The organism is Pediococcus parvulus (genome assembly GCF_007990205.1).
Taxonomy (GTDB): Bacteria; Bacillota; Bacilli; order Lactobacillales; family Lactobacillaceae; genus Pediococcus; species Pediococcus parvulus.
Window position 1 is genome coordinate 1 of record NZ_BJWE01000036.1, and the last position, 18,811, is coordinate 18,811.

Here is an 18,811-nt window from a genome sequence, read left to right on the forward strand (position 1 = left end):
TAGGGCAAGGGCGGCGATGTATGCGGGATCGCAATCCCGCGGGAATCATGCTTGTAATCTGCCTTTTGACTTGTCGAGCGGTCCTAGAGCTCACTAAACGGGCACGCTTTCATGCTATAATATGGATGGCAAGTAAGTTTCAACTAAACTAGGGCAAAGTTAGGAGACACACAGATGGCAGACAGAATTTTAGTGACCACGACTGAAAATGTTCCGGGTCAACGTTATGAAATTATTGGTGAAGTTTTTGGATTGACGACTCAGTCAAAAAATGTAATTAAAAATATCGGTGCCGGATTGAAGAACATTGTTGGTGGTGAGATTAAGTCTTATTCAGAATTGTTGTCTGAAGCACGGGATACCGCCATTTCGCGGTTGAGAAATAATGCAGAAGAAATGGGTGCCGACGCAGTGGTTATGATGCGGTTTGATTCAGATTCAATTGGTCAAGACATGGAAACAGTTGCTGCTTATGGGACAGCTGTTAAATTTGTAAATTAGAATAATCAAAAAAGCCAGTGCCCTTTTCATTTTGTGAAAGGTTACTGGTCTTTTAGTTACGATTTCTTTTTTCGATGTGATTTCTTTTTGCTTTTAGAAACTTCTTTTTGCAGTTGCGAAACCTGATCGGATAAGTCATCAATTTTTTGCAGAAGCAGCGTCAAATCAGTGTTTTCCATATTGGCGTTGTTTGAGGTGAAGAAGCCGGTGATTGTACTGGTTAACAAACCAATAAAACCGATACCACCAAGCATCAAGATGGAGGCAATGATTTTTCCGATTGCCGTATGTGGGAAAACATCGCCATAGCCAACGGTGGTTGCAGTTGTGATGGCCCACCACAGTGCGTTAGCAAGCGAAATTTTTTCAACGATTGAATAAAGCAATGCGCTTAAAACTAGGATAACCACACTGACATATAGTAGATAAACGAAGCCAGTGGCATAAAAAAAACGATGTACTGTCTTTGTAAATCTACCGTCTAGCCCTAACCGCCAAAACAGGTGGTAGTAGCGAATAATTCGGATGACCCGTTCAATTCGAAAGATGGCAAAGATTGGGTGCAGTGGCACTAATCCAAGCATGTCAAACGAGTTATCAATCAGGAATCCCTTTTTGTTTTTAGAAAAAGAAAAGCGAACTAAATAATCGATCCAGAAAATACCCAAAACACTGTTCATAAAAATGCCTAGCGTCCCAGATAAAAGATTGACGTGTGTAAAAAAGGTTGAAAATGCAATTCCACTAGAAAATAAGGCCAAACCGCCAATAATAACTTGGTAGATAAGGAGCCATTTTTGTAGTTTTCGAGTCATTATATGCCACCTGTGATTGTACATGTTAAACTTATTTTAACTCTTTAAATGACAGTGTAAACTCCTGAATTTCAATCGCAAGAAATTTTTTAAGATTGAAATCGTAATAGAGTGTAGCAACTGACTGTGAAATCAACTAGAATCAGGGATATAAAGCCAACCAGTTCAAGGAGGAAAAAACACTTGAAAAAAATATTAGCATTACATACGGGAGGCACGATTTCGATGTCTGCCAATGATTTAGGCGAGGTTTCAACAAATAAAGAAAATCCACTCCTAGATAGCCGGTTTATTGATGACAATATCGAATTAACTAATGAATCAGTTTTAAATAAACCGTCGGAGCACATTACCCCAGCTGATATGTTGAAAATTCAAAAGCGCGTACAAAAAGCCGAATCAGAAGGTTATGACGGAATTGTCATCACGCATGGAACGGATACTTTGGAAGAAACAGCCTATTTCTTAGATTTGACGCTCCCAAATCACTTGCCCATTGTTTTAACGGGGGCAATGCGATCTTCAAACGAAATTGGTTCAGATGGCGTTTATAATTTTCAAAGTGCAATTTTGACTGCTGCCGCTGATGAATCAACGGATAAAGGGGTTTTAGTGGTGATGAATGATGAAATTCACACTGCTCGTTATGTGACCAAAACCCATACGACTAACGTGGATACGTTTCGGACACCAACATTCGGCCCCATTGGTCTAGTTGGAAAACGCGGAATCCATTATTTTCAAGAATTAATTCAACAAACGGTCGTACCGATTGACCATTTGGTAAGTAATGTCTATTTGTTGAAAGCTTATGCAGGGATGCCAGCTAGTTTGATTGAATGTTTAGATCAGAAATCAACAAAGGGGCTCGTCATTGAAGGCCTGGGTGCTGGAAATATGCCACTAGAAACGGTTGCAGCTATCAAAAAACTTTTAGATGATCAAATTCCAGTTGTCATGGTTTCACGTTGCTATAATGGTGTTGCTGAACCAATTTATGATTATCCAGGTGGCGGAATTGATTTGGAACGAATGGGTGTAACATTTTGTCAGGGACTCAATGGCCCCAAAGCAAGAATTAAATTATTGATAGGTATTAGCGCCGGTTTAACGGGACAGACATTGCGTGATTATATTAGTAATGCTGTATCGTAAAATTAAAATTTTGTGAGAAAATTAAAAATGCGCTATACTATGGCTATCTGAAAATAAAGGATGGGATAAAATGGCAGATGCTACAAAATTAAGAAATGATTTTTATGATGCAATAAATGGGGAATGGATCGAAACTGCTGAAATTCCAAGTGACCACTCATCTACTGGTGGATTCATGGACTTAGTTGATGATGTAGATAAAAAATTAATGACAGATTTCGCCGATATGAAATCAGGAAAATTGGCTAACAATGATCCTTTAATTAAAGAGTTTTTGAAGTTTTATGATGTCGCTGCTAACTTTGAAAAACGTGATCAAGATGGCGCGGCACCTTTAAAGCCTTATCTTGAAAAAGTAGAAGCAATTTCTAGTTTTGCTGATGTGAACAAACAATTTAAAGACTGGACTTTAAACGGATTTCCAGTGCCCTTTGATATTGGGGTAGAACCTGATTTAAAGAGCCAGGGTAAAACTAAGTTAAACGTGTTATGGGCTGAAGGTGGAAGTTTAATTTTACCTGACAAAACCTACTATGAAAAAGACAATCAAGCAGGACCACAGTTGTTAGCAGTCTTTACACAAATGGCTGAGAAATTATTGACAATGATTGGTAAGTCTGCAGATGAAGCCAAACAAATTGTGGCGGATGCAAAGAAGTTTGATGCTTCAATGGCACCATTTAAAAAGAATTCAGAAGAAATGAGTGACGTTGCCAAGCTGTATAATCCCATTGATTTTGCAGAATTCAACAAAGAATTGGGTGAGTTTAAAATTGCTGATGGGATCACTGAATTACTTGGTGACACACCAAAACAAGTGATTGTTACGGAGCCAAAATTCTTTGAAAACTTCACCAAGATTGTAAATGAAGAAACGTTCCCAGCCTTCAAAAATTGGTTAATTGTGAATACTGTGGGCCAATTAGCTGGTTATCTTGGAGAAGAATTCCGCCAGGTAAGTGGTACGTATCATCGGGCATTATCCGGCCAAAAAGAAGCCATGAAGCAACAAAAGAGTGCATTTTATTTAGCTCGCCGTACCTTTAGTCAGGTTGTGGGTGATTACTATGGTAAAAAGTACTTTGGTGAAAAGGCTAAACAAGATGTTCACGATATGGTTGTGGCGATGACAGGTGTTTATAAGGACCGTCTGCAAAATAATACTTGGCTCAGCAAGGCAACCCGTGAAAAAGCGGTTGTGAAGTTGAGTGCAATGGATATTCATGTCGGCTATCCTGATAAAATGGAACCTGTTTATACACGTTTACACACAACTTCGGTTGAGGATGGCGGTACGTTATTAGGTAACGCACAGGCATTTGCAAAGATCTTCACTGAAGACCAGTTAAGCAAGTTTAACAAACCAGTTGATAAAGAAAAATGGGAAATGAGTGCTGATACGGTTAATGCTTATTATTCTCCAGAAGGCAACTTGATCTGTTTCCCAGCGGCAATTTTGCAGGCGCCATTCTATAGTTTGAAACAGAGCGCAAGTGAAAACTACGGCGGAATTGGTGCGGTTATGGCTCATGAAATCTCTCATGCGTTTGATCCAAACGGTGCGTTGTTTGATGAAAATGGAAGTTTGCATAACTGGTGGACGGAAACTGATATGAAAGAATTTAAGAAACGTTCACAAGCGATGATTGAAGAGTTTGATGGGCTTCCATTTGCTGGTGGTAAGGTGAATGGTAAGTTGGTAGTGACTGAAAATGTGGCTGATGATGGTGGATTGAGTTGTGCGCTGGAGGCGGCAAAACATACTGAGAATCCAGATTTGGAAGCATTCTTTGTGAACTGGGCGCGCGTATGGCGGAGTAAGGCAACAAAGGAATATGAACAGTTGTTGTTGTCGATTGATGTGCATGCACCGGCGAAGTTGCGGGCCAATGTGCAGGTAAAGAATTTTGACGAATTTTACCAGACGTTTAATGTACAGCCAGGAGATGGCATGTACTTGGATCCGGAGAAACGGGTGCAAATCTGGTAAAGAGTGTGAAGGAGGGCGAGTTCTTGCGGCTGTTTTTGCCACAAGAATCGACAACGACCGGAGAATAGGAGATTTTCGGAACGAAAATCAACTGTAAAACGGAGTAGTGCGAAGTCGCAATCCTGCGGGAACCCCGCTTAAATATTAAAGACTGACTTGCGGAGTTGTCCTAAAAAATGAACAAATCAAAAAAGCCAATCAACATGAGAATTTCGGTTTCTCATTGTTGATTGGCTTTTTAAGTATGGAAATTTTACTTAGTGATGTAAATATATAAATGGATAGTTGAGTAGCCAACTTGGAACTTCACGCCATTCGATTTAATGACATGAGTTGTTGTAGAGGTGCTGGTACTGTTTTTAGCGTCTTTTTGAACTTTCTTGAACTGTTTCATAACTGATTTTGGTTTAGCACCAACTTCGGAGGTTAACAAAGCAAAGACCGTTCCAAAATCTTTTTGGCCACTCTTTTGTTTCATGGCTTCAACTGGAACAATCAAAGTGATGCCCATTAAATTTTTATTTTGATGATTTACGCGAACTGTATAGTTTTTCTGGGTAATCACATTTTGGACGCCATTGTTTAAACTGGTTGGTAATAATTTATCTTTATTCTTCTTTTTAGAAGCAGCCATTGCTGTTTGGACTTCTTTGGCCTCTTTTTGAAGTGCGAGCATTTCTTTTTGTTGTGCTTGAAGTTTGGCAAGGGCTTTTTTCTGTTGGCTGGCGGGTAATTTAGCAATTTCAGCTTTAGCCTTTGCCGCAGAAGTTGTTTTTGTTGAAGTAGCTTTTGCTTTCTTTTCAGCGGTAGCTAATTCCTGAGCCTTTTTTTGGGTGGATTTGGATAAAGACATGCCAATCACTGCCTGGTTATATTTTGTTGCGATTGATTTGTAATTTGCTAAAGCTTTAGTTTTCTTGATGGTGACGTTTTTGGTGAGAACATCAGACCCTTTTTGTGATGTAACTGTTACTTTCTGCGTTTTTGTAGTTGCAGGAATTTCAATCACATAAGCACCATCTGTATTCTTAACAGATTTTTTTGTTTGTCCCTTTACCCGATAACTGATTTTGGCATCTTTATTAGTTTTGCCTTTAATCACCGCAACCATGCCACTTGGTGTTTTGGTTGAGGAGCCAACAGTTAATTTTTGATTGCCACAACCTGCAAGTGCAAAGATAGCAACAAGGCCGACAATCCCCGATAAAAACTTTTGCATAATTTAATAACCACCTTTAATGTTTACATCTCGTGTGTTTTGATGTGACACACTGTCATAAATATGAATTATACACCCTTATGAAAAGAAATACGAGGGTAAGTTAGGTGATAAGTATTCCAGGTAAAACTGTGAAAAGTCATTTTTTGGAAAATAATGTTTTTACACAATTCTAAAGTTTGTGTTTTACTTTGAATCGATTTTATTGTATGATATATATTGTTGCTTCGGAAGCAAAACACGAACGAAACTTGTTTCTGATTTTGAATCAGTAATGCTAAAGGAGAAAGCAATCATGGGAGAAAAGATTAATAGTTATTTTCAGATTGATCAGTTACATACAACAGTAAAACGTGAAATTCTGGCAGGTTTCACTACTTTCATTTCTATGGCATATATCTTATTTGTGAATCCTAGTGTCTTGGGAGCTTCAGGAATGGATAAAGGGGCTGTGTTTACAGCAACAGCTTTAGCGAGTGCCTTGGGCTGTTTCTTGATGGGGGTGCTTGCTAAATATCCAATTGCAACCGCACCGGCATTAGGAATTAACGCGTTCTTTGCCTATTCCGTTTGTATTGGAATGAAGATTCCTTGGCAAACAGCTTTAGCTGGCGTGTTTGTGGCTTCTTTAATTTTTATCGTGATTACAATTTTTAAATTACGTGAAATGATCATTAATGCAATTCCAGCGGATTTGAAATATGCAATTTCTAGTGGGATTGGTTTATTCATTGCCTTTATAGGTTTGCATGATGGGGGCTTAATTGTAGCTAATAAATCGACAGTGGTTGGGTTAGGATCACTTGAGGTGGCGACAACTTGGTTAACAATTTTCGGATTAGTTTTGACGGCGATTTTAATGGTTCGTCGCGTTCCTGGTGGTATTTTTATTGGAATGGCAGCAACAGCCATTCTGGGATTGATCACAGGTTTGATTAAGGCACCAACACAATGGGTATCGGCGGCTCCAAGTTTGAAGCCAACTTTCATGGTTGGAGTTCAGCATATTGGTGATATCAATACTGTCCAGTTATGGGTAGTTGTTTTAACGTTCTTGCTAGTTACTTTCTTCGATACAGCAGGTACATTGGTGGGATTGGCACAACAAGCGGGTTTTATGAAGGATAACAAGATGCCGCGAGTAGGTAAGGCATTGATGTCAGATTCAACGGCAATGTTGGCAGGTTCTGTTTTGGGAACTTCTCCAGTGGGTGCTTATGTTGAATCGTCGGCCGGAATTGCGGTTGGTGGTCGTTCTGGATTAACTGCGGTGACAACGGGTGTGTTATTTATATTAGGTTTGTTCTTCTCACCACTTTTGGCGGTGGTTACGAATCAAGTGACGGCGCCGGCGCTAATTATTGTGGGAGTATTGATGGCGCAATCGATGAAACATGTGTCATGGGAAAAGATGGAAGTTGCGATTCCTGCGTTTTTAATTTTGATTGGAATGCCATTGACGTATAGTGTTTCAGATGGTATTGCGCTTGGATTTATTACGTACCCAATTACAATGATTGCGGCAAAACGAGGTAAAGAAGTGCATCCAATTATGTACGGATTGTTCTTCGTGTTTATCTTCTTTATGTATATACTGAATAAGGGATAGAGAAGAGTGCGCGAGGCAAAACGATAAAAGGCAGATTATAAGTACGATGGAGGCGGGATCGCAATCCCGCAGGAATCGTGCTTATAATCTGCCTTTTGTTTTACCGAGCGGTCCTAGAGCTCAGCGGAAAGTAGTAGTCGGGAACGACGATGGAGACGGGATCGCAATCCCGCAGGAATCGTGCTTATAATCTGCCTTTTGTTTTGCCGAGCGGTCCTAGAGCTAAGCGGAAAGCAGCAGGCGCGGATGGTGACGTATGCGGGATCGCAATCCCGCAGGAATCGTGCTTCTGGTGATTAAAAGCACTACCTACAAAAATTTGACACATAAATATAGAGCATTTTGCTTGCGTTTACAGCCTTTTAGGTGTTATCATTTCATTTACCAGTTGAAATTAGAGAACTGGTAAATAAGTATGAACAAAGGAATTTTGGTACGACATATCATTTTTGAAGGGAAGAACGCGGCTGCAAGAATATATTCATTTTGAATCGTTGATATTTCGTATCTCATTGAATCCTTTGTTGAGAAACAAAAGGAAAGAAGGTTTTACAATGAGATTTGGAAACTTTAGTAATCGTGATTATCGAATTGCTTTGGACACAGAAACACAATTGTTCTGGGCAAGTGAGAAACGCGATCCAAATATTAAAGCTAGTGGTGTAACCATCACAGAAGCACTTAACAAGTTAAACGAAAAAACTAATGGTCAAGTATTAACACAATACGCAAACTAATAAGAAATTCGAGGTCTAGCAATTTTGAATGCTGATGATTCCGTTTCGGATAACGAGTTCAGTTCCTCTAGGATAAGTTGATACAAAAGTATTAAACTTATCCTAGAGGAATTTTTTATTTTCTGAGAACTTGAAACCAGTTATTGCAATGTGGTTCAATGAAATTGTTAGATACATAAATGATCAACTAAAATGAGGAATTATAATGACAACGAAAAAGAAATTTTATGCCGTCGCAAAAGGCAAACAAACGGGAATTTTCACGAATTGGGCAGAAACTAAAGCACTGATTGATGGTTTCCCCGGAGCAAGGTACAAGGGATTTGCCACCAAAGATGAAGCACAGCAATGGCTGAATGGCGATCAAACAATCAGAACACCGAAATCCAAAACTAAAACTTCTAAAGTGACATCCAGGAGCCCTGATGAGCTCACAGAATCAATTGTCGTTTATACGGATGGCGGTTCACGGAATACAGGGAATGTTAATGGCGGTCATGTTAAAAAGCAGGACAAAGCGGCATGGGCATATTTAGTGAAAGCTAACGGTCAGCAATACTCTGGTTCTGAAGGCGAATTTGGGGCGACCAATAATCGAATGGAAATTATGGCACTGATTAAAGCGTTGGAGTGGATCAATGCCAACCTTGATTCAAAGGCGGATATTGCGATTGTTGCGGATTCCCAGTATGTACTGAATGCGATTCAAAAGCATTGGATTGCGGGGTGGAAACGCCGTGGCTGGAGACGTGGTTCCGGTCAACCGCTTGCTAATAGTGAGTTATGGCAACAATTAGATCGTCTGTTAGCTCAATTTCCTCATTTACATTATTATTGGACGAAGGGCCATGCGACGAACGAAGGAAACGTATTTGTCGATAGCTTGTTAAATCAGACGATGGACCGTATGGAAACCGGCGCCAAAACTCCTAAAGGACAAAGCACTGCTTCAACATCGGAAAAACCGGCAAAAAAAGTTTATACAAAAAAAGACATCCAACCCGATAATCATCAGCAATCGGTGGATGCCATTAAAAAGAGCTTGGAAAAATTAGAATGGTACAATGATTAGTTTTCTGGGGCGGTCAAGCTAAAGCTGACGGTCTCTTTTTCTCCAGGATAATTAGGATTAATGCGGAATTTGTTTTTTGTCAAAACAGCCTGTGATGTGACGTTAGCTTGACCAGTGATCGCATATAGGGTCGTTAAACCAAGTTCCGCAAACGCAAAGTTGCTCATGTGTTGGAGAACTTCAGACATGATACCGTGATTTTGCTGGGCAGCAAGAATCTCATAACCGACTTCGGCAGTTGTTTTTTCCTTATTAAAATTCCAAATGCAAAAGGTTCCCAAAAACTCATCAGTTTTTCGGTCAGAAATTCCCCAAAGTAGGGAATCATTATGCATGATATTGCGCATAGTTTTATTGACATAGGCTACAGTTTCATTAATGTCTGCGTCAACATGGCGACCACTCATAGCAGCAATCTCAGTATCGTGGCGTAAGGCATAAATGTCTTTTACTTTGGTAGCGGTAAGCCAATCAAGGGTGTAATGGGTTGTCAAAATTGGATGGTACTTCTCAAATCTTTCCATTGGAGATCTCCTCGTCTGTTTTCTATTCATAGTCCTAGCATATAACATTTTACGTGCATGCCAAGTAATTTTGCTTGGAGAATTTATAGAAAACAAATACAATGGGTGCAAAATATATAATACGAGGAGGCCCAATGATGAAGATTCAATTTGACACTGCCGCGGCGAGTAAGGTGCGGGAACATTTAGATGATTCTAAACGATTACTGTTTACTTTTGAAGATGGCGTGGGCGACTATTCTCAGCATGCCATGATTCATATGCAAGTCCAGTTTACGATTAACGTTGTGGGTAAGGATATGCCCATTACTGGGTATAACATGGTTATTCATTCAAATATTGGTGACTTATTAATTAAGGATTATTCAGCAGAAGATTTGGAAGAAAATATGACGATCAAACTAAACACCCATATGGGTACTTTGCAGTTAAGTGGAGATGGTGGTGCCATTGATGATAACGTGGGCTTTATTGACTTTACCGACAAGAATGGGATAAAAAATAATCCTGCCCGATAATTTGAGTAAATGAGTAATAGTAACCAACAAACATTTGGATTTGATGTTGGTTATTATTTTTTTGGCAAAATATAGACTCAATTGCCCGTTATCTCTTTAATTGCCTTGTTCTGAAAGGGTTCTTCTTGTAGAATGGAGTGACTTACTACTGGGGAGGTGGGTCTGGATGGAAGAGCGATTTAAACAGGAATTTAGTTGGCCATTATTTTTTAGTCCGTTTGTGTCTCGATTAGGCGATGCACTGTTTATTTTTGGGCTAAACTGGTTCATTGTGAAGGCAACTGGACACGCTTCTCTGTTAGGAATTGTGCAAGGAATTGGTGGTATTATTTTGGTGGCCGGTGATTTGTTTGCAGGACCAATGGTTGATAAATATAATCGCAAGCTAATTATGCTGATTGCTGATGCGGTGAGTTTTTTTGCGTGTTTAGTCATGGCAGCAATTATGGACGTCAACGAACCCGTTTTTTATCAGCTTGTTTTACTTACCTGCGTGATTGATATTGGTTTGGCATTCAATTTTCCTGCCGCTAAGGCCATTATTCCAGAGATTATTCGGCATGATAAATTATCTATATTTAATTCGTGGTCCAATACGGGACTTACGTTAGCTGATATTGTGGCACCCTTATTTGGTGGCTTTTTGTTGACGTTAAACTGGATTAATTTCAGGTCGTTTCTGTTTATCAATGCACTGTCCTTTCTATTATCATTCGTGTTTACGTGTGCGTTAAGGTATACCCCAGAGATGGACCATACCAAAGAAACCATGCCGATTTTGGATAGTTTGGCGAAAGGCTTAAATTATGTGCGTCATAATCGGGACGTGTTTCGTTTGATTATCTTTGACGCCATTTTAGCAGCAATGTACGCTGGGTTTACCTTGCTGCTGCCCTATGATGTTGATCACTATTACAACGGAGATGAACGGCTATACAGTTATGTTTTGACGCTGGTTGCAATTGGCGGCATGTTGGGCGGCCTTTCATTAGTTTTAAATAAACAAAAACCTAAAATTAAAAATAATTATCAGGATGCTTTTATCTTAGGAATGGGATTAATCATCACGGGAATTTGGGTAAACTACGCGTTGTTGTTGGCAGTGGCGTTAGTTTACGGATTTTATACAGCTCGGATGGGGATCCGCATGATGACGATTGTTCAAAACGTCACAGAGGTTGCCTATTTAGGACGGGTATTTTCGATTTGGTTCTTGTGCTTTGATAGCATGCATCCGTTCGGCTCATTTGTGTTTGGCTTTATATCGGATTGGTTTAACCATGGCACCTTTTTTGTGCTCGGTGGACTAGTACTTTTCGGTTTATTGGTCGTATACTTAATGGGAAGAACACCAGAATGAAAGAGGGTGGCGAAGTGGATTCGATTTTATATGATTTGGAATTTGCCAAAAGTGATCAACGCTTGGCAAATGTTTTTCCAAAGGCTCAAGAAACGTTTTATACCGGATTTGTAAATAGCATCGGGGCAGACGGCGTCATTCTCAACACTTTTGATGATACAGGCCAGGCTGATGGTGCGGTTTACATTCAGTTTGATGCAATTGATAACGTTGAATATGACAGTCCAGATCTGGATAATATGATGGAAACAATCCAGATTGCCGAAGCTGATCATTTAATCACGATTACCGATCAGATTCCGGAATTTGACCAAACAAGTGATTTAATTAAACAAGTTGTTGAGGCGGCATTCAATAGTCGGGAATTCTTGGTTCTCACGAGAAGTGATTTACAGAACTATCAAGAAGGCACAGTGGCTGCTGTCCGTGAAAATGATTTTGAAATGACATTGGTGGATAAATTTAATTTGATGCACCGAGTAGATGCCACTATTAAATATACAGAAGCGGAAATTGTTGAGTTTTCTGGGCGTGAATTAGCGGTTGAATCGGCCATGTGGCCTAAGATTGCTGCACAAGATCCGGAATCACGTTTGACCATTACGGATGAATCCAGTTTTTACAAAATGTTAAAAACGGCAGAAAAAAAGCAAACACTCATTACAATTAACGATGAAACTAAATCAAGCAACTTTTTTGTGGGGACTGTCAATTCAGTTAATGAAGAAGAGGTTCTTTGCAATTTAGTAGACATGGCGGGACAGTTTGGTGGCTATTCGTTGATTCGAATGGACACAATTGCCAGTATTACGTTGACATCAGATTACTTACAAGTTATTAATGCATTTGTTCAGTATCAAAAGGAGCATCAAACGTTTGTCCAGCCTGTTTTAAATGAAGAACGGTTATTTGATGCCACGGATGATTTGTTTCTTGCCATAATTAAACAAGCCGAAACATTTTCAAGAGTTTTAAGCATTACTCTAATAACCGGTGCTCGCGAAATGGGATATATTACTGAACTCGGTGAAGAAACTTTCCGATTTCATGTGATTGATCCAGATTTGTATGTGGATCAAACTGGCGTAGAAGTTACTATAGAAGATGTCGATGAACTTTCATTCGATTTTTTGAATGCTGTTTTATTAGAGAATCATTTACGAGACAAGGGAATTTTGTAAGAAGGTGAGTAAATGACGTTCAAAGTGATTCGCGGGGATATAACTAAGATGCACGTTGACGCAATCGTGAATGCCGCCAATACAACGTTACTAGGCGGTGGGGGTGTTGATGGCGCAATTCATCGGGCGGCCGGGCCACAGCTACTGGAAGCCTGTCGCGCGTTGAATGGGTGTCAAACTGGCGAGGCAAAAATTACGCCTGGCTTTAAACTACCCGCTAAGTTTGTGATTCATACACCAGGACCAATTTGGCATGGTGGAAGCCATCACGAAGCGGAGTTATTGCACAATAGCTATTTAAACAGTTTACGGCTGGCTGAAGATCATCAGTGTGAAAGTGTAGCTTTTCCTTCAATTAGTACTGGCGTTTATCGCTTTCCGTTGGGTGATGGTGCAGAAATTGCCACTTCGACGATTTTGGCGTTTTTGAAAACAGCTGTATTTGTTAAAAATGTGACGATGGTGTGCTTTGACGACGGAACTTATCAGGCGTATCTGGCGGCTGGTAAGAATAATTAGGTAAATTAAAAAAGCTAGGAATGCAGTCCTCAAAAATGTATAACATTGAGGTGACTGGCATTGCTGGCTTTTTTGAGGACAACTCCGCAGAACAGTCATAAAAACTCTAAGCATAATTCCAGCGGATTGCGATCCTACCTCCATTACCCTTAGAGTTTTATGACTACCATTCTGCTTCGTTCACTATCTGAGGACAACTCCGCAGAACAGTCATAAAAACTCTAAGCCTAATTCCAGCGGGATTGCGATCCCACCTCCATTACCCTTAGAGTTTTATGACTACCGTTCTGCTCCGTTCACTACTTGTTGTCTCTCATATAATTATTAATACGCTGAATATCATCAGCTGTTGGTTTATATGAATTTATTTTGATATTGTGAATCTTTTCCACGGATAAATGAGTCCCAAACGCTACGTCTGCATCTGTTAAATCATGTTTCTTCTGATAACCGACAATTTCTTCAGTTAATTTAGTTAAATCATTCATTACAAATCCTCCTCGTGTGGTTGGTTCCTTTACATTTAATGTACCATAGTTGAGGATAAAAAGAACGTGAATTGTCGGTTTTTTCAAAGAAATTCGTCAAATTGGGCATGAATTTGTTATAATGCATTTCAAGAGGGATTGAGGTGAGAAGCATGAAATATCAAAATCTATTATTTGATGTGGACGACACATTACTAGATTTTAAAGCGGCTGAAGATCAAGCGCTTAAAGGATTATTCAAGGAAATTCAACATCCTTTAACTGATGATGTCGTCAATTATTTTCGCGTTTTGAACGAGAAAATGTGGCAACGGTTTGAACTCGGTCAACTGGACCGCCAAACCTTAGTCAATACAAGATTTACCAAACTTTTTGCACACTACAATGAAGAAGTCGATGGTATCAGATACGAACGAATTTATCGTGACTTCTTAACACAGGGGCATCAATTAGAACCACATGCAATTGAGCTTCTCAATAGTTTAAAGGATCAATTTAATTTATTTATCGTTTCAAACGGAATTGCAACAGTGCAACAACAACGCTTAAATGATTCTGGCTTGGCGAATTATTTTAAACATATTTTTGTATCTGAAGAAGTGGGGTATCAAAAACCACGAATTGAGTTTTTCGATTTTGTAGCTAAAACCATCGCGGGATTTACGCCCAAAAATTCACTAATTATTGGCGATTCTTTAACATCGGATATTCAAGGCGGTACAAACGCAGGAATTGATTCTGTATGGTTTAACCCGGCATTGCAACCTAATCATTCAACTGTAAGTCCTACATATCAAATTGATGATTTACTGGATTTAAAGGAAATCGTTTAGTGATAGATTTTTTGGCAGCATTTTAAATTATAACTAGTATTTAAGCAGTCACTCATGAAATTCGAGAGGAAAAATCGAATGAAATGAGTGGCTTTTTTTCATTTCCTTTTTGAACTAACTGAATAGTTCAAATGATTGCATGAATTTTTAGTAAGTGTTATCGTATATTGTTAGAATTCTAACAATATAAAACAAGAGGAAAACTATGGAGAATCATTTAGGTGTTAACCATCAATTACATGTTTTGGCAAACATGTCATCGCGGCGATTTAGCGAGGCATTTTTAAACAATGACATTACGGGAAAGCAAGGCGGTATTCTGCATTATTTGTTGTGGAATGCAGGAAAACGAGAGATTTATCAACGCGATGTTGAAAAAAATTTCAGTATTCGCCGTTCTTCAGTGACTAGTTTGTTGAAAAAGCTTGAGGACAAGCAATATATTACACGTGAATCAGTAGAAGGGGACGCACGTTTAAAACAGATCGTTCTCACTCCTAGGGCTCTCAAACTACGTAAAAGTGTTATCCAAGGTTCGTATGATTTCGAAGATAAGCTATTGCAGAATGTTTCGGCGGCAGATATTGAGGTTTGGCAAAAAGTAACTAAACAAATGATTGCCAATTTAAGTGAAGAAAAAATAGGAAGTGGTAAATCATGTTAAAACGACTGGGACATTCAGTCAGAGAATTTAAAAAATACGCTTGGATTTCACCTGTCTTGGTTGCAATTGAAACGTTTATCGAGACCTTTATTCCATATTTAATGTCCAAGATGATTGATAACGGCATTATCCCAGGGAACTTGGGTTACATCGAAAAATTGGGTGGCTTCATGTTAATTGGCACTTTTGTTTCTTTGGCTGGTGGAGCTGGGGCAAGTTGGTATTCTAGTAAAGCTAGCACCGGATTTGCCAAAAACTTGCGACATGACTTGTATCACCATATTCAAGATTTTTCATTTGAAGATGTGGATCACTTCTCCACTTCAAGTATTGTAGTGCGTTTGACAACGGATATCATGAATATTCAACAGGCGTTTCAGATGTTGATTCGAGCGGCTGCAAGAGCACCCCTCATGTTGATTTTCTCGATTACGATGGCGTTTACGGTTGATTCCGAAATGGCAATGGTATTTGTCGTCTCTGTACCATTAATGGCAATTGGGTTGACCATAATTATTGCGATTGGCCGTCCGTTGTTTAGAAAAGTTTATCAACGCTATGACGGGTTAAACCGAGTTGTTCGAGAAAATTTGCGAGGCATTCGCGTTGTGAAAACCTATAATCGTGCGGAGACAGAAGATAAGAAAGCAGCAAATGCTTCCGCTCGAATTTATGAGGTGTTTAGTAAAGCAGAACGCATCCTTCAGTTAAACAGTCCGATTATGCAGTTTGTAATGTATGGCACCTTACTGTTTTTGGCGTGGTTTGGGGCAAAACGCATTGTCGCCGGCTCAATGCAAACGGGCCAATTAGTCAGTTTAATCGCCTATGCGATGTCCGTTTTAATGAGCTTAAATATTTTATCTAACGTGTTTAACCAAATGACGATTTCTTTGGCCTCGGCACAACGGATTGATGAAGTGTTAACCTAAAAGAGTACGTTAACCAATCCAAAAGAACCAGTCACCACTGTCAAAAATGGTGCAATTGAGTTCGACCACGTTAATTTTGCGTATGCCGATGATCATGTTAACCGCTTAACAGATATTAATTTACACATCAAACCTGGTGAAACCATTGGCATTATTGGTGAAACTGGGAGTGGTAAGAGTACTTTGGTACAACTCATCCCTCGTTTGTATGATGTTAATCAAGGAACGGTTCGCGTTGGCAACTGCGATGTACGAGATTACGACATTCGGACTTTGCGGGATAATGTTTCCATGGTGCTTCAACAAAATGTGCTTTTTTCTGGCAGTATTGCAGACAACTTACGCTGAGGCGATGAGCACGCTACGAATGCTCAGTTGATCAAAGCTGCTAAGTTGGCTCAAGCCGATGAATTTATTCAGAGCTTACCAGATGGCTATGATACGTACATTGAACAGGGCGGGAGCAACGTTTCTGGTGGTCAAAAACAACGCCTGACAATTGCGCGGGCTCTGTTGAAAAAACCTAAAATCTTGATTTTGGATGATTCGACCAGTGCGGTTGATACGCACACAGATAGTTTGATTCAAGAAGCCTTCCACGATGAATTACCAGACATGACCAAATTAACCATTGCGCAGCGAATTTCATCTGTGCAAGGGGCCGATCGTATTGTTGTGTTAAACGATGGGAAGATTGAAGCCGTTGGGACGCATGACGAATTAATGGAATCCGATCCGGTTTATCAAGATATTTACAATTCACAAATCAAAGGAGGAGAATCGCATGCAAAGAACTAGAGTTGCTGGCAGAGCTAAATTGAATGGTTCGGCTTGGCAAATTTTATGGCGTTTGTTGAAATACATTATGCAGAAAAGTCACTTTGCGTTGTTTATTGCCTTCTTCTCTGTGATTGTTTCTGCCGGTGCGTCGGTTGTGGGAACGCTGTTTATTCAGCGGTTAATCGATGATTACATCACGCCATTACTGAAGGTTGCGCATCCTAATTTTACCCCCTTATTCCACATGATTATTTTGATGGGCGCGATCTACCTATTGGGTGTTATTGGAACCTTACTATATTCACAACTGATGATCATGACAGGTCAAAAATTGCAAAAACGGATTCGAGACGAAATGTTTACTCACATGCAAGAACTACCGTTGAGTTATTTTGATTCAAACGACTACGGAGATGTCATGAGTCGTTACACAAATGATGTTGACACGTTGCGGCAAATGGTTGAACAAAGTTTTCCCATGTTTATTAATGCAATTTTTAACATGGTGTTTACGTTAACGGCTATGATCACCTTGAGCCCCACCTTAACTATCATCAGTTTATTGGTTTTTGCGCTGAGTATTTTTATTGTGCGAAAGTTAAGTTCAAAAAGTAGCGAGTACTTCCGTAAGCAACAAACGGCTTTGGGAAATATTGACGGCTATATTGAAGAAATGTTGAATGGCCAAAAAGTCATCAAAGTATTCTCTCATGAGGATCAGTCCAAAGCGGGGTTTGATACCCGAAACGAAGATTTGCGGCAGGATGCCAGCATGGCCAATGGACTATCAACAATGCTGTTTCCAATCATGGGAAACGTTGGAAATATTTTGTACGTCTTGATTGCCGTAGTTGGTGGCTATTTTGCGGTCAACCATGTGACGCCAATTACATTAGGTGAAATTGCAGCCTTTGTACAGTTGAGTCGCTCTTTCAGTCAACCAATTGCGCAAATTACCATGCAATTAAATTCAATCATTATGGGCCTCGCTGGTGCGCAACGAATGTTTCAGTTGTTTGATGAACCAGTTGAACAGGATTCTGGAAACACAACGCTGGTATATGTTCAGGAAGATGCGCAACATAATTTGACCGAAACAAGTGACCGAACCGATAAATGGGCATGGAAGACAGTTGAAACTGATGGGAGCGTAAAATTAACTCCTGTTAAGGGCCACATTGAGTTTAAGGATGTCAGCTTTAGTTATGATGGAAAGAAAACAGTGTTGCATCATATTTCACTAGATGCTAAACCTGGCGAAAAGATGGCTTTTGTTGGTGCTACAGGTGCCGGCAAGACCACCATCACTAATATGCTGAATCGTTTTTATGATATTTCTAGTGGTCAAATCATTTATGACGGCATCGATATCAAACAGATTCAAAAAGCGAGTTTGCGGTTATCCATGGGAATTGTTTTACAAGATACCAACCTGTTTACTGCGTCAATTCGCGATAATATTCATTACGGACGGTTAGACGCAACGAATGAAGAGGTTGTGGCGGCCGCCAAATTGGCCAATGCCGATAGTTTTATCCGTAATTTGCCCAAGGGGTATGATACCGTCATTGATGGCTCGGGATCTGATTTGTCACAAGGTCAACGCCAACTCTTGTCGATTGCCCGGGCTGCAATTGCCGATCCGCCAACGATGATTATGGATGAAGCAACCTCAAGTATTGATACTCGAACGGAAGCGCTTGTTCAATCCGGGATGGATAATTTGATGCACGGACGAACCACGTTTGTGATTGCCCATCGGTTGTCCACGATTCACAATTCCGATGATATTTTAGTCATTGAAGATGGTCGAATTATTGAAGAAGGAAATCACGAAGCTTTGATGCAAAATAAAGGTGAGTATTATGAGCTTTACACCGGGAAAACAATTTTAGAGTAAGATAACTAAAGGTT

Annotated in this window: 17 protein-coding genes and 1 pseudogene; 14 read left to right on the top strand and 4 right to left on the bottom strand. The window is 39.8% G+C overall.

Features of this window, described 5'->3' with window-relative positions; translation table 11 throughout:
- The first annotated feature begins 174 nt into the window (after nucleotides 1–174).
- A complete protein-coding gene (locus tag PPA04_RS07315; RefSeq protein WP_057784743.1) occupies nucleotides 175–501 on the top strand; it encodes a heavy metal-binding domain-containing protein in 327 nt (108 codons plus the stop codon).
- Between the two features lie 56 nt (nucleotides 502–557).
- On the opposite strand, the gene PPA04_RS07320 is transcribed toward PPA04_RS07315, so the two are convergent.
- On the bottom strand, nucleotides 558–1,316 hold the full coding sequence (locus tag PPA04_RS07320) for a potassium channel family protein (protein WP_057784744.1): 759 nt from the start codon (nucleotides 1,314–1,316) through the stop codon (nucleotides 558–560).
- A 183-nt stretch (nucleotides 1,317–1,499) separates the two neighbouring features.
- Here PPA04_RS07320 and PPA04_RS07325 point away from each other — a divergent pair, with 183 nt between their 5' ends.
- Entirely contained in the window at nucleotides 1,500–2,471 is a 972-nt protein-coding gene (locus PPA04_RS07325; protein WP_057784745.1) for an asparaginase, read from the top strand.
- Nucleotides 2,472–2,541: 70 nt separating this feature from the next.
- Entirely contained in the window at nucleotides 2,542–4,461 is a 1,920-nt protein-coding gene (locus PPA04_RS07330; protein ID WP_057784746.1) for a M13 family metallopeptidase, read from the top strand.
- 253 nt (nucleotides 4,462–4,714) lie between these two features.
- On the opposite strand, the gene PPA04_RS07335 is transcribed toward PPA04_RS07330, so the two are convergent.
- Nucleotides 4,715–5,680, bottom strand: a complete 966-nt coding sequence (locus PPA04_RS07335; RefSeq protein ID WP_057784747.1) for a hypothetical protein — start codon at nucleotides 5,678–5,680, stop codon at nucleotides 4,715–4,717.
- A 295-nt stretch (nucleotides 5,681–5,975) separates the two neighbouring features.
- On the opposite strand from PPA04_RS07335, the gene PPA04_RS07340 reads away from it, so the two are divergent.
- The 3 genes from PPA04_RS07340 (at nucleotide 5,976) to PPA04_RS07350 (ending at nucleotide 9,098) form a co-directional block, all read left to right on the top strand.
- Complete coding sequence (locus PPA04_RS07340; RefSeq protein ID WP_057784748.1) at nucleotides 5,976–7,289, top strand: NCS2 family permease; 1,314 nt, start codon at nucleotides 5,976–5,978, stop codon at nucleotides 7,287–7,289.
- 554 nt (nucleotides 7,290–7,843) lie between these two features.
- Nucleotides 7,844–8,026: a hypothetical protein gene (locus PPA04_RS07345; protein ID WP_057784749.1), complete on the top strand. Its 183-nt coding sequence runs from the start codon at nucleotides 7,844–7,846 to the stop codon at nucleotides 8,024–8,026.
- 205 nt (nucleotides 8,027–8,231) lie between these two features.
- Nucleotides 8,232–9,098: a ribonuclease H family protein gene (locus tag PPA04_RS07350; RefSeq protein ID WP_057784750.1), complete on the top strand. Its 867-nt coding sequence runs from the start codon at nucleotides 8,232–8,234 to the stop codon at nucleotides 9,096–9,098.
- Here the strand turns inward: PPA04_RS07350 and PPA04_RS07355 are convergent.
- Nucleotides 9,095–9,622, bottom strand: coding sequence for a GNAT family N-acetyltransferase (locus tag PPA04_RS07355; RefSeq protein ID WP_057784751.1), 528 nt, complete (start codon nucleotides 9,620–9,622; stop codon nucleotides 9,095–9,097). The two genes, PPA04_RS07350 and PPA04_RS07355, sit on opposite strands and share 4 nt — an antisense overlap.
- Before the next feature lie 137 nt (nucleotides 9,623–9,759).
- On the opposite strand from PPA04_RS07355, the gene PPA04_RS07360 reads away from it, so the two are divergent.
- From PPA04_RS07360 to PPA04_RS07375, 4 genes are all read left to right on the top strand, one after another.
- The gene (locus tag PPA04_RS07360; RefSeq protein WP_057784752.1) at nucleotides 9,760–10,140 is read left to right on the top strand and encodes an iron-sulfur cluster biosynthesis family protein; all 381 of its coding nucleotides are present in this window, start codon (nucleotides 9,760–9,762) and stop codon (nucleotides 10,138–10,140) included.
- A gap of 166 nt (nucleotides 10,141–10,306) precedes the next feature.
- Complete coding sequence (locus PPA04_RS07365; RefSeq protein ID WP_057784753.1) at nucleotides 10,307–11,500, top strand: MFS transporter; 1,194 nt, start codon at nucleotides 10,307–10,309, stop codon at nucleotides 11,498–11,500.
- A complete protein-coding gene (locus PPA04_RS07370) occupies nucleotides 11,497–12,681 on the top strand; it encodes a hypothetical protein (RefSeq protein ID WP_057784754.1) in 1,185 nt (394 codons plus the stop codon). The genes PPA04_RS07365 and PPA04_RS07370 overlap by 4 nt, the downstream gene beginning before the upstream one ends.
- Before the next feature lie 12 nt (nucleotides 12,682–12,693).
- Nucleotides 12,694–13,200 (top strand): O-acetyl-ADP-ribose deacetylase, encoded by a 507-nt coding sequence (locus PPA04_RS07375; RefSeq protein ID WP_057784755.1) that lies wholly within the window; start codon nucleotides 12,694–12,696, stop codon nucleotides 13,198–13,200.
- Nucleotides 13,201–13,499: 299 nt separating this feature from the next.
- Here PPA04_RS07375 and PPA04_RS07380 read toward each other — a convergent pair whose 3' ends face one another.
- On the bottom strand, nucleotides 13,500–13,688 hold the full coding sequence (locus tag PPA04_RS07380) for an LBP_cg2779 family protein (RefSeq protein ID WP_057784756.1): 189 nt from the start codon (nucleotides 13,686–13,688) through the stop codon (nucleotides 13,500–13,502).
- Between the two features lie 152 nt (nucleotides 13,689–13,840).
- Here PPA04_RS07380 and PPA04_RS07385 point away from each other — a divergent pair, with 152 nt between their 5' ends.
- The 4 genes and pseudogenes from PPA04_RS07385 to PPA04_RS07400 all read left to right on the top strand — a co-directional run bounded on the left by PPA04_RS07385 (nucleotide 13,841) and on the right by PPA04_RS07400 (nucleotide 18,797).
- On the top strand, nucleotides 13,841–14,521 hold the full coding sequence (locus PPA04_RS07385) for a YjjG family noncanonical pyrimidine nucleotidase (RefSeq protein ID WP_057784757.1): 681 nt from the start codon (nucleotides 13,841–13,843) through the stop codon (nucleotides 14,519–14,521).
- 205 nt (nucleotides 14,522–14,726) lie between these two features.
- A complete protein-coding gene (locus tag PPA04_RS07390; RefSeq protein ID WP_057784758.1) occupies nucleotides 14,727–15,185 on the top strand; it encodes a MarR family winged helix-turn-helix transcriptional regulator in 459 nt (152 codons plus the stop codon).
- A pseudogene (locus PPA04_RS07395) lies at nucleotides 15,179–16,915 on the top strand (ABC transporter ATP-binding protein). The gene PPA04_RS07390 and the pseudogene PPA04_RS07395 overlap by 7 nt, the downstream one beginning before the upstream one ends.
- Nucleotides 16,902–18,797: an ABC transporter ATP-binding protein gene (locus PPA04_RS07400; protein WP_057784759.1), complete on the top strand. Its 1,896-nt coding sequence runs from the start codon at nucleotides 16,902–16,904 to the stop codon at nucleotides 18,795–18,797. The pseudogene PPA04_RS07395 and the gene PPA04_RS07400 overlap by 14 nt, the downstream one beginning before the upstream one ends.
- The last annotated feature ends 14 nt before the right edge of the window (nucleotides 18,798–18,811 follow it).

What these genes read in the sequence shown, in the direction of transcription:
- PPA04_RS07315 (WP_057784743.1), top strand. Translation starts at nt 175, where the DNA reads ATGGCAGACAGAATTTTAGTGACCACGACTGAAAATGTTCCGGGTCAA.
- PPA04_RS07320 (WP_057784744.1), bottom strand. Translation starts at nt 1,316, where the DNA reads ATGACTCGAAAACTACAAAAATGGCTCCTTATCTACCAAGTTATTATT.
- PPA04_RS07330 (WP_057784746.1), top strand. Translation starts at nt 2,542, where the DNA reads ATGGCAGATGCTACAAAATTAAGAAATGATTTTTATGATGCAATAAAT.
- PPA04_RS07335 (WP_057784747.1), bottom strand. Translation starts at nt 5,680, where the DNA reads ATGCAAAAGTTTTTATCGGGGATTGTCGGCCTTGTTGCTATCTTTGCA.
- PPA04_RS07340 (WP_057784748.1), top strand. Translation starts at nt 5,976, where the DNA reads ATGGGAGAAAAGATTAATAGTTATTTTCAGATTGATCAGTTACATACA.
- PPA04_RS07345 (WP_057784749.1), top strand. Translation starts at nt 7,844, where the DNA reads ATGAGATTTGGAAACTTTAGTAATCGTGATTATCGAATTGCTTTGGAC.
- PPA04_RS07350 (WP_057784750.1), top strand. Translation starts at nt 8,232, where the DNA reads ATGACAACGAAAAAGAAATTTTATGCCGTCGCAAAAGGCAAACAAACG.
- PPA04_RS07355 (WP_057784751.1), bottom strand. Translation starts at nt 9,622, where the DNA reads ATGGAAAGATTTGAGAAGTACCATCCAATTTTGACAACCCATTACACC.
- PPA04_RS07360 (WP_057784752.1), top strand. Translation starts at nt 9,760, where the DNA reads ATGAAGATTCAATTTGACACTGCCGCGGCGAGTAAGGTGCGGGAACAT.
- PPA04_RS07365 (WP_057784753.1), top strand. Translation starts at nt 10,307, where the DNA reads ATGGAAGAGCGATTTAAACAGGAATTTAGTTGGCCATTATTTTTTAGT.
- PPA04_RS07370 (WP_057784754.1), top strand. Translation starts at nt 11,497, where the DNA reads ATGAAAGAGGGTGGCGAAGTGGATTCGATTTTATATGATTTGGAATTT.
- PPA04_RS07375 (WP_057784755.1), top strand. Translation starts at nt 12,694, where the DNA reads ATGACGTTCAAAGTGATTCGCGGGGATATAACTAAGATGCACGTTGAC.
- PPA04_RS07380 (WP_057784756.1), bottom strand. Translation starts at nt 13,688, where the DNA reads ATGAATGATTTAACTAAATTAACTGAAGAAATTGTCGGTTATCAGAAG.
- PPA04_RS07385 (WP_057784757.1), top strand. Translation starts at nt 13,841, where the DNA reads ATGAAATATCAAAATCTATTATTTGATGTGGACGACACATTACTAGAT.
- PPA04_RS07390 (WP_057784758.1), top strand. Translation starts at nt 14,727, where the DNA reads ATGGAGAATCATTTAGGTGTTAACCATCAATTACATGTTTTGGCAAAC.
- PPA04_RS07400 (WP_057784759.1), top strand. Translation starts at nt 16,902, where the DNA reads ATGCAAAGAACTAGAGTTGCTGGCAGAGCTAAATTGAATGGTTCGGCT.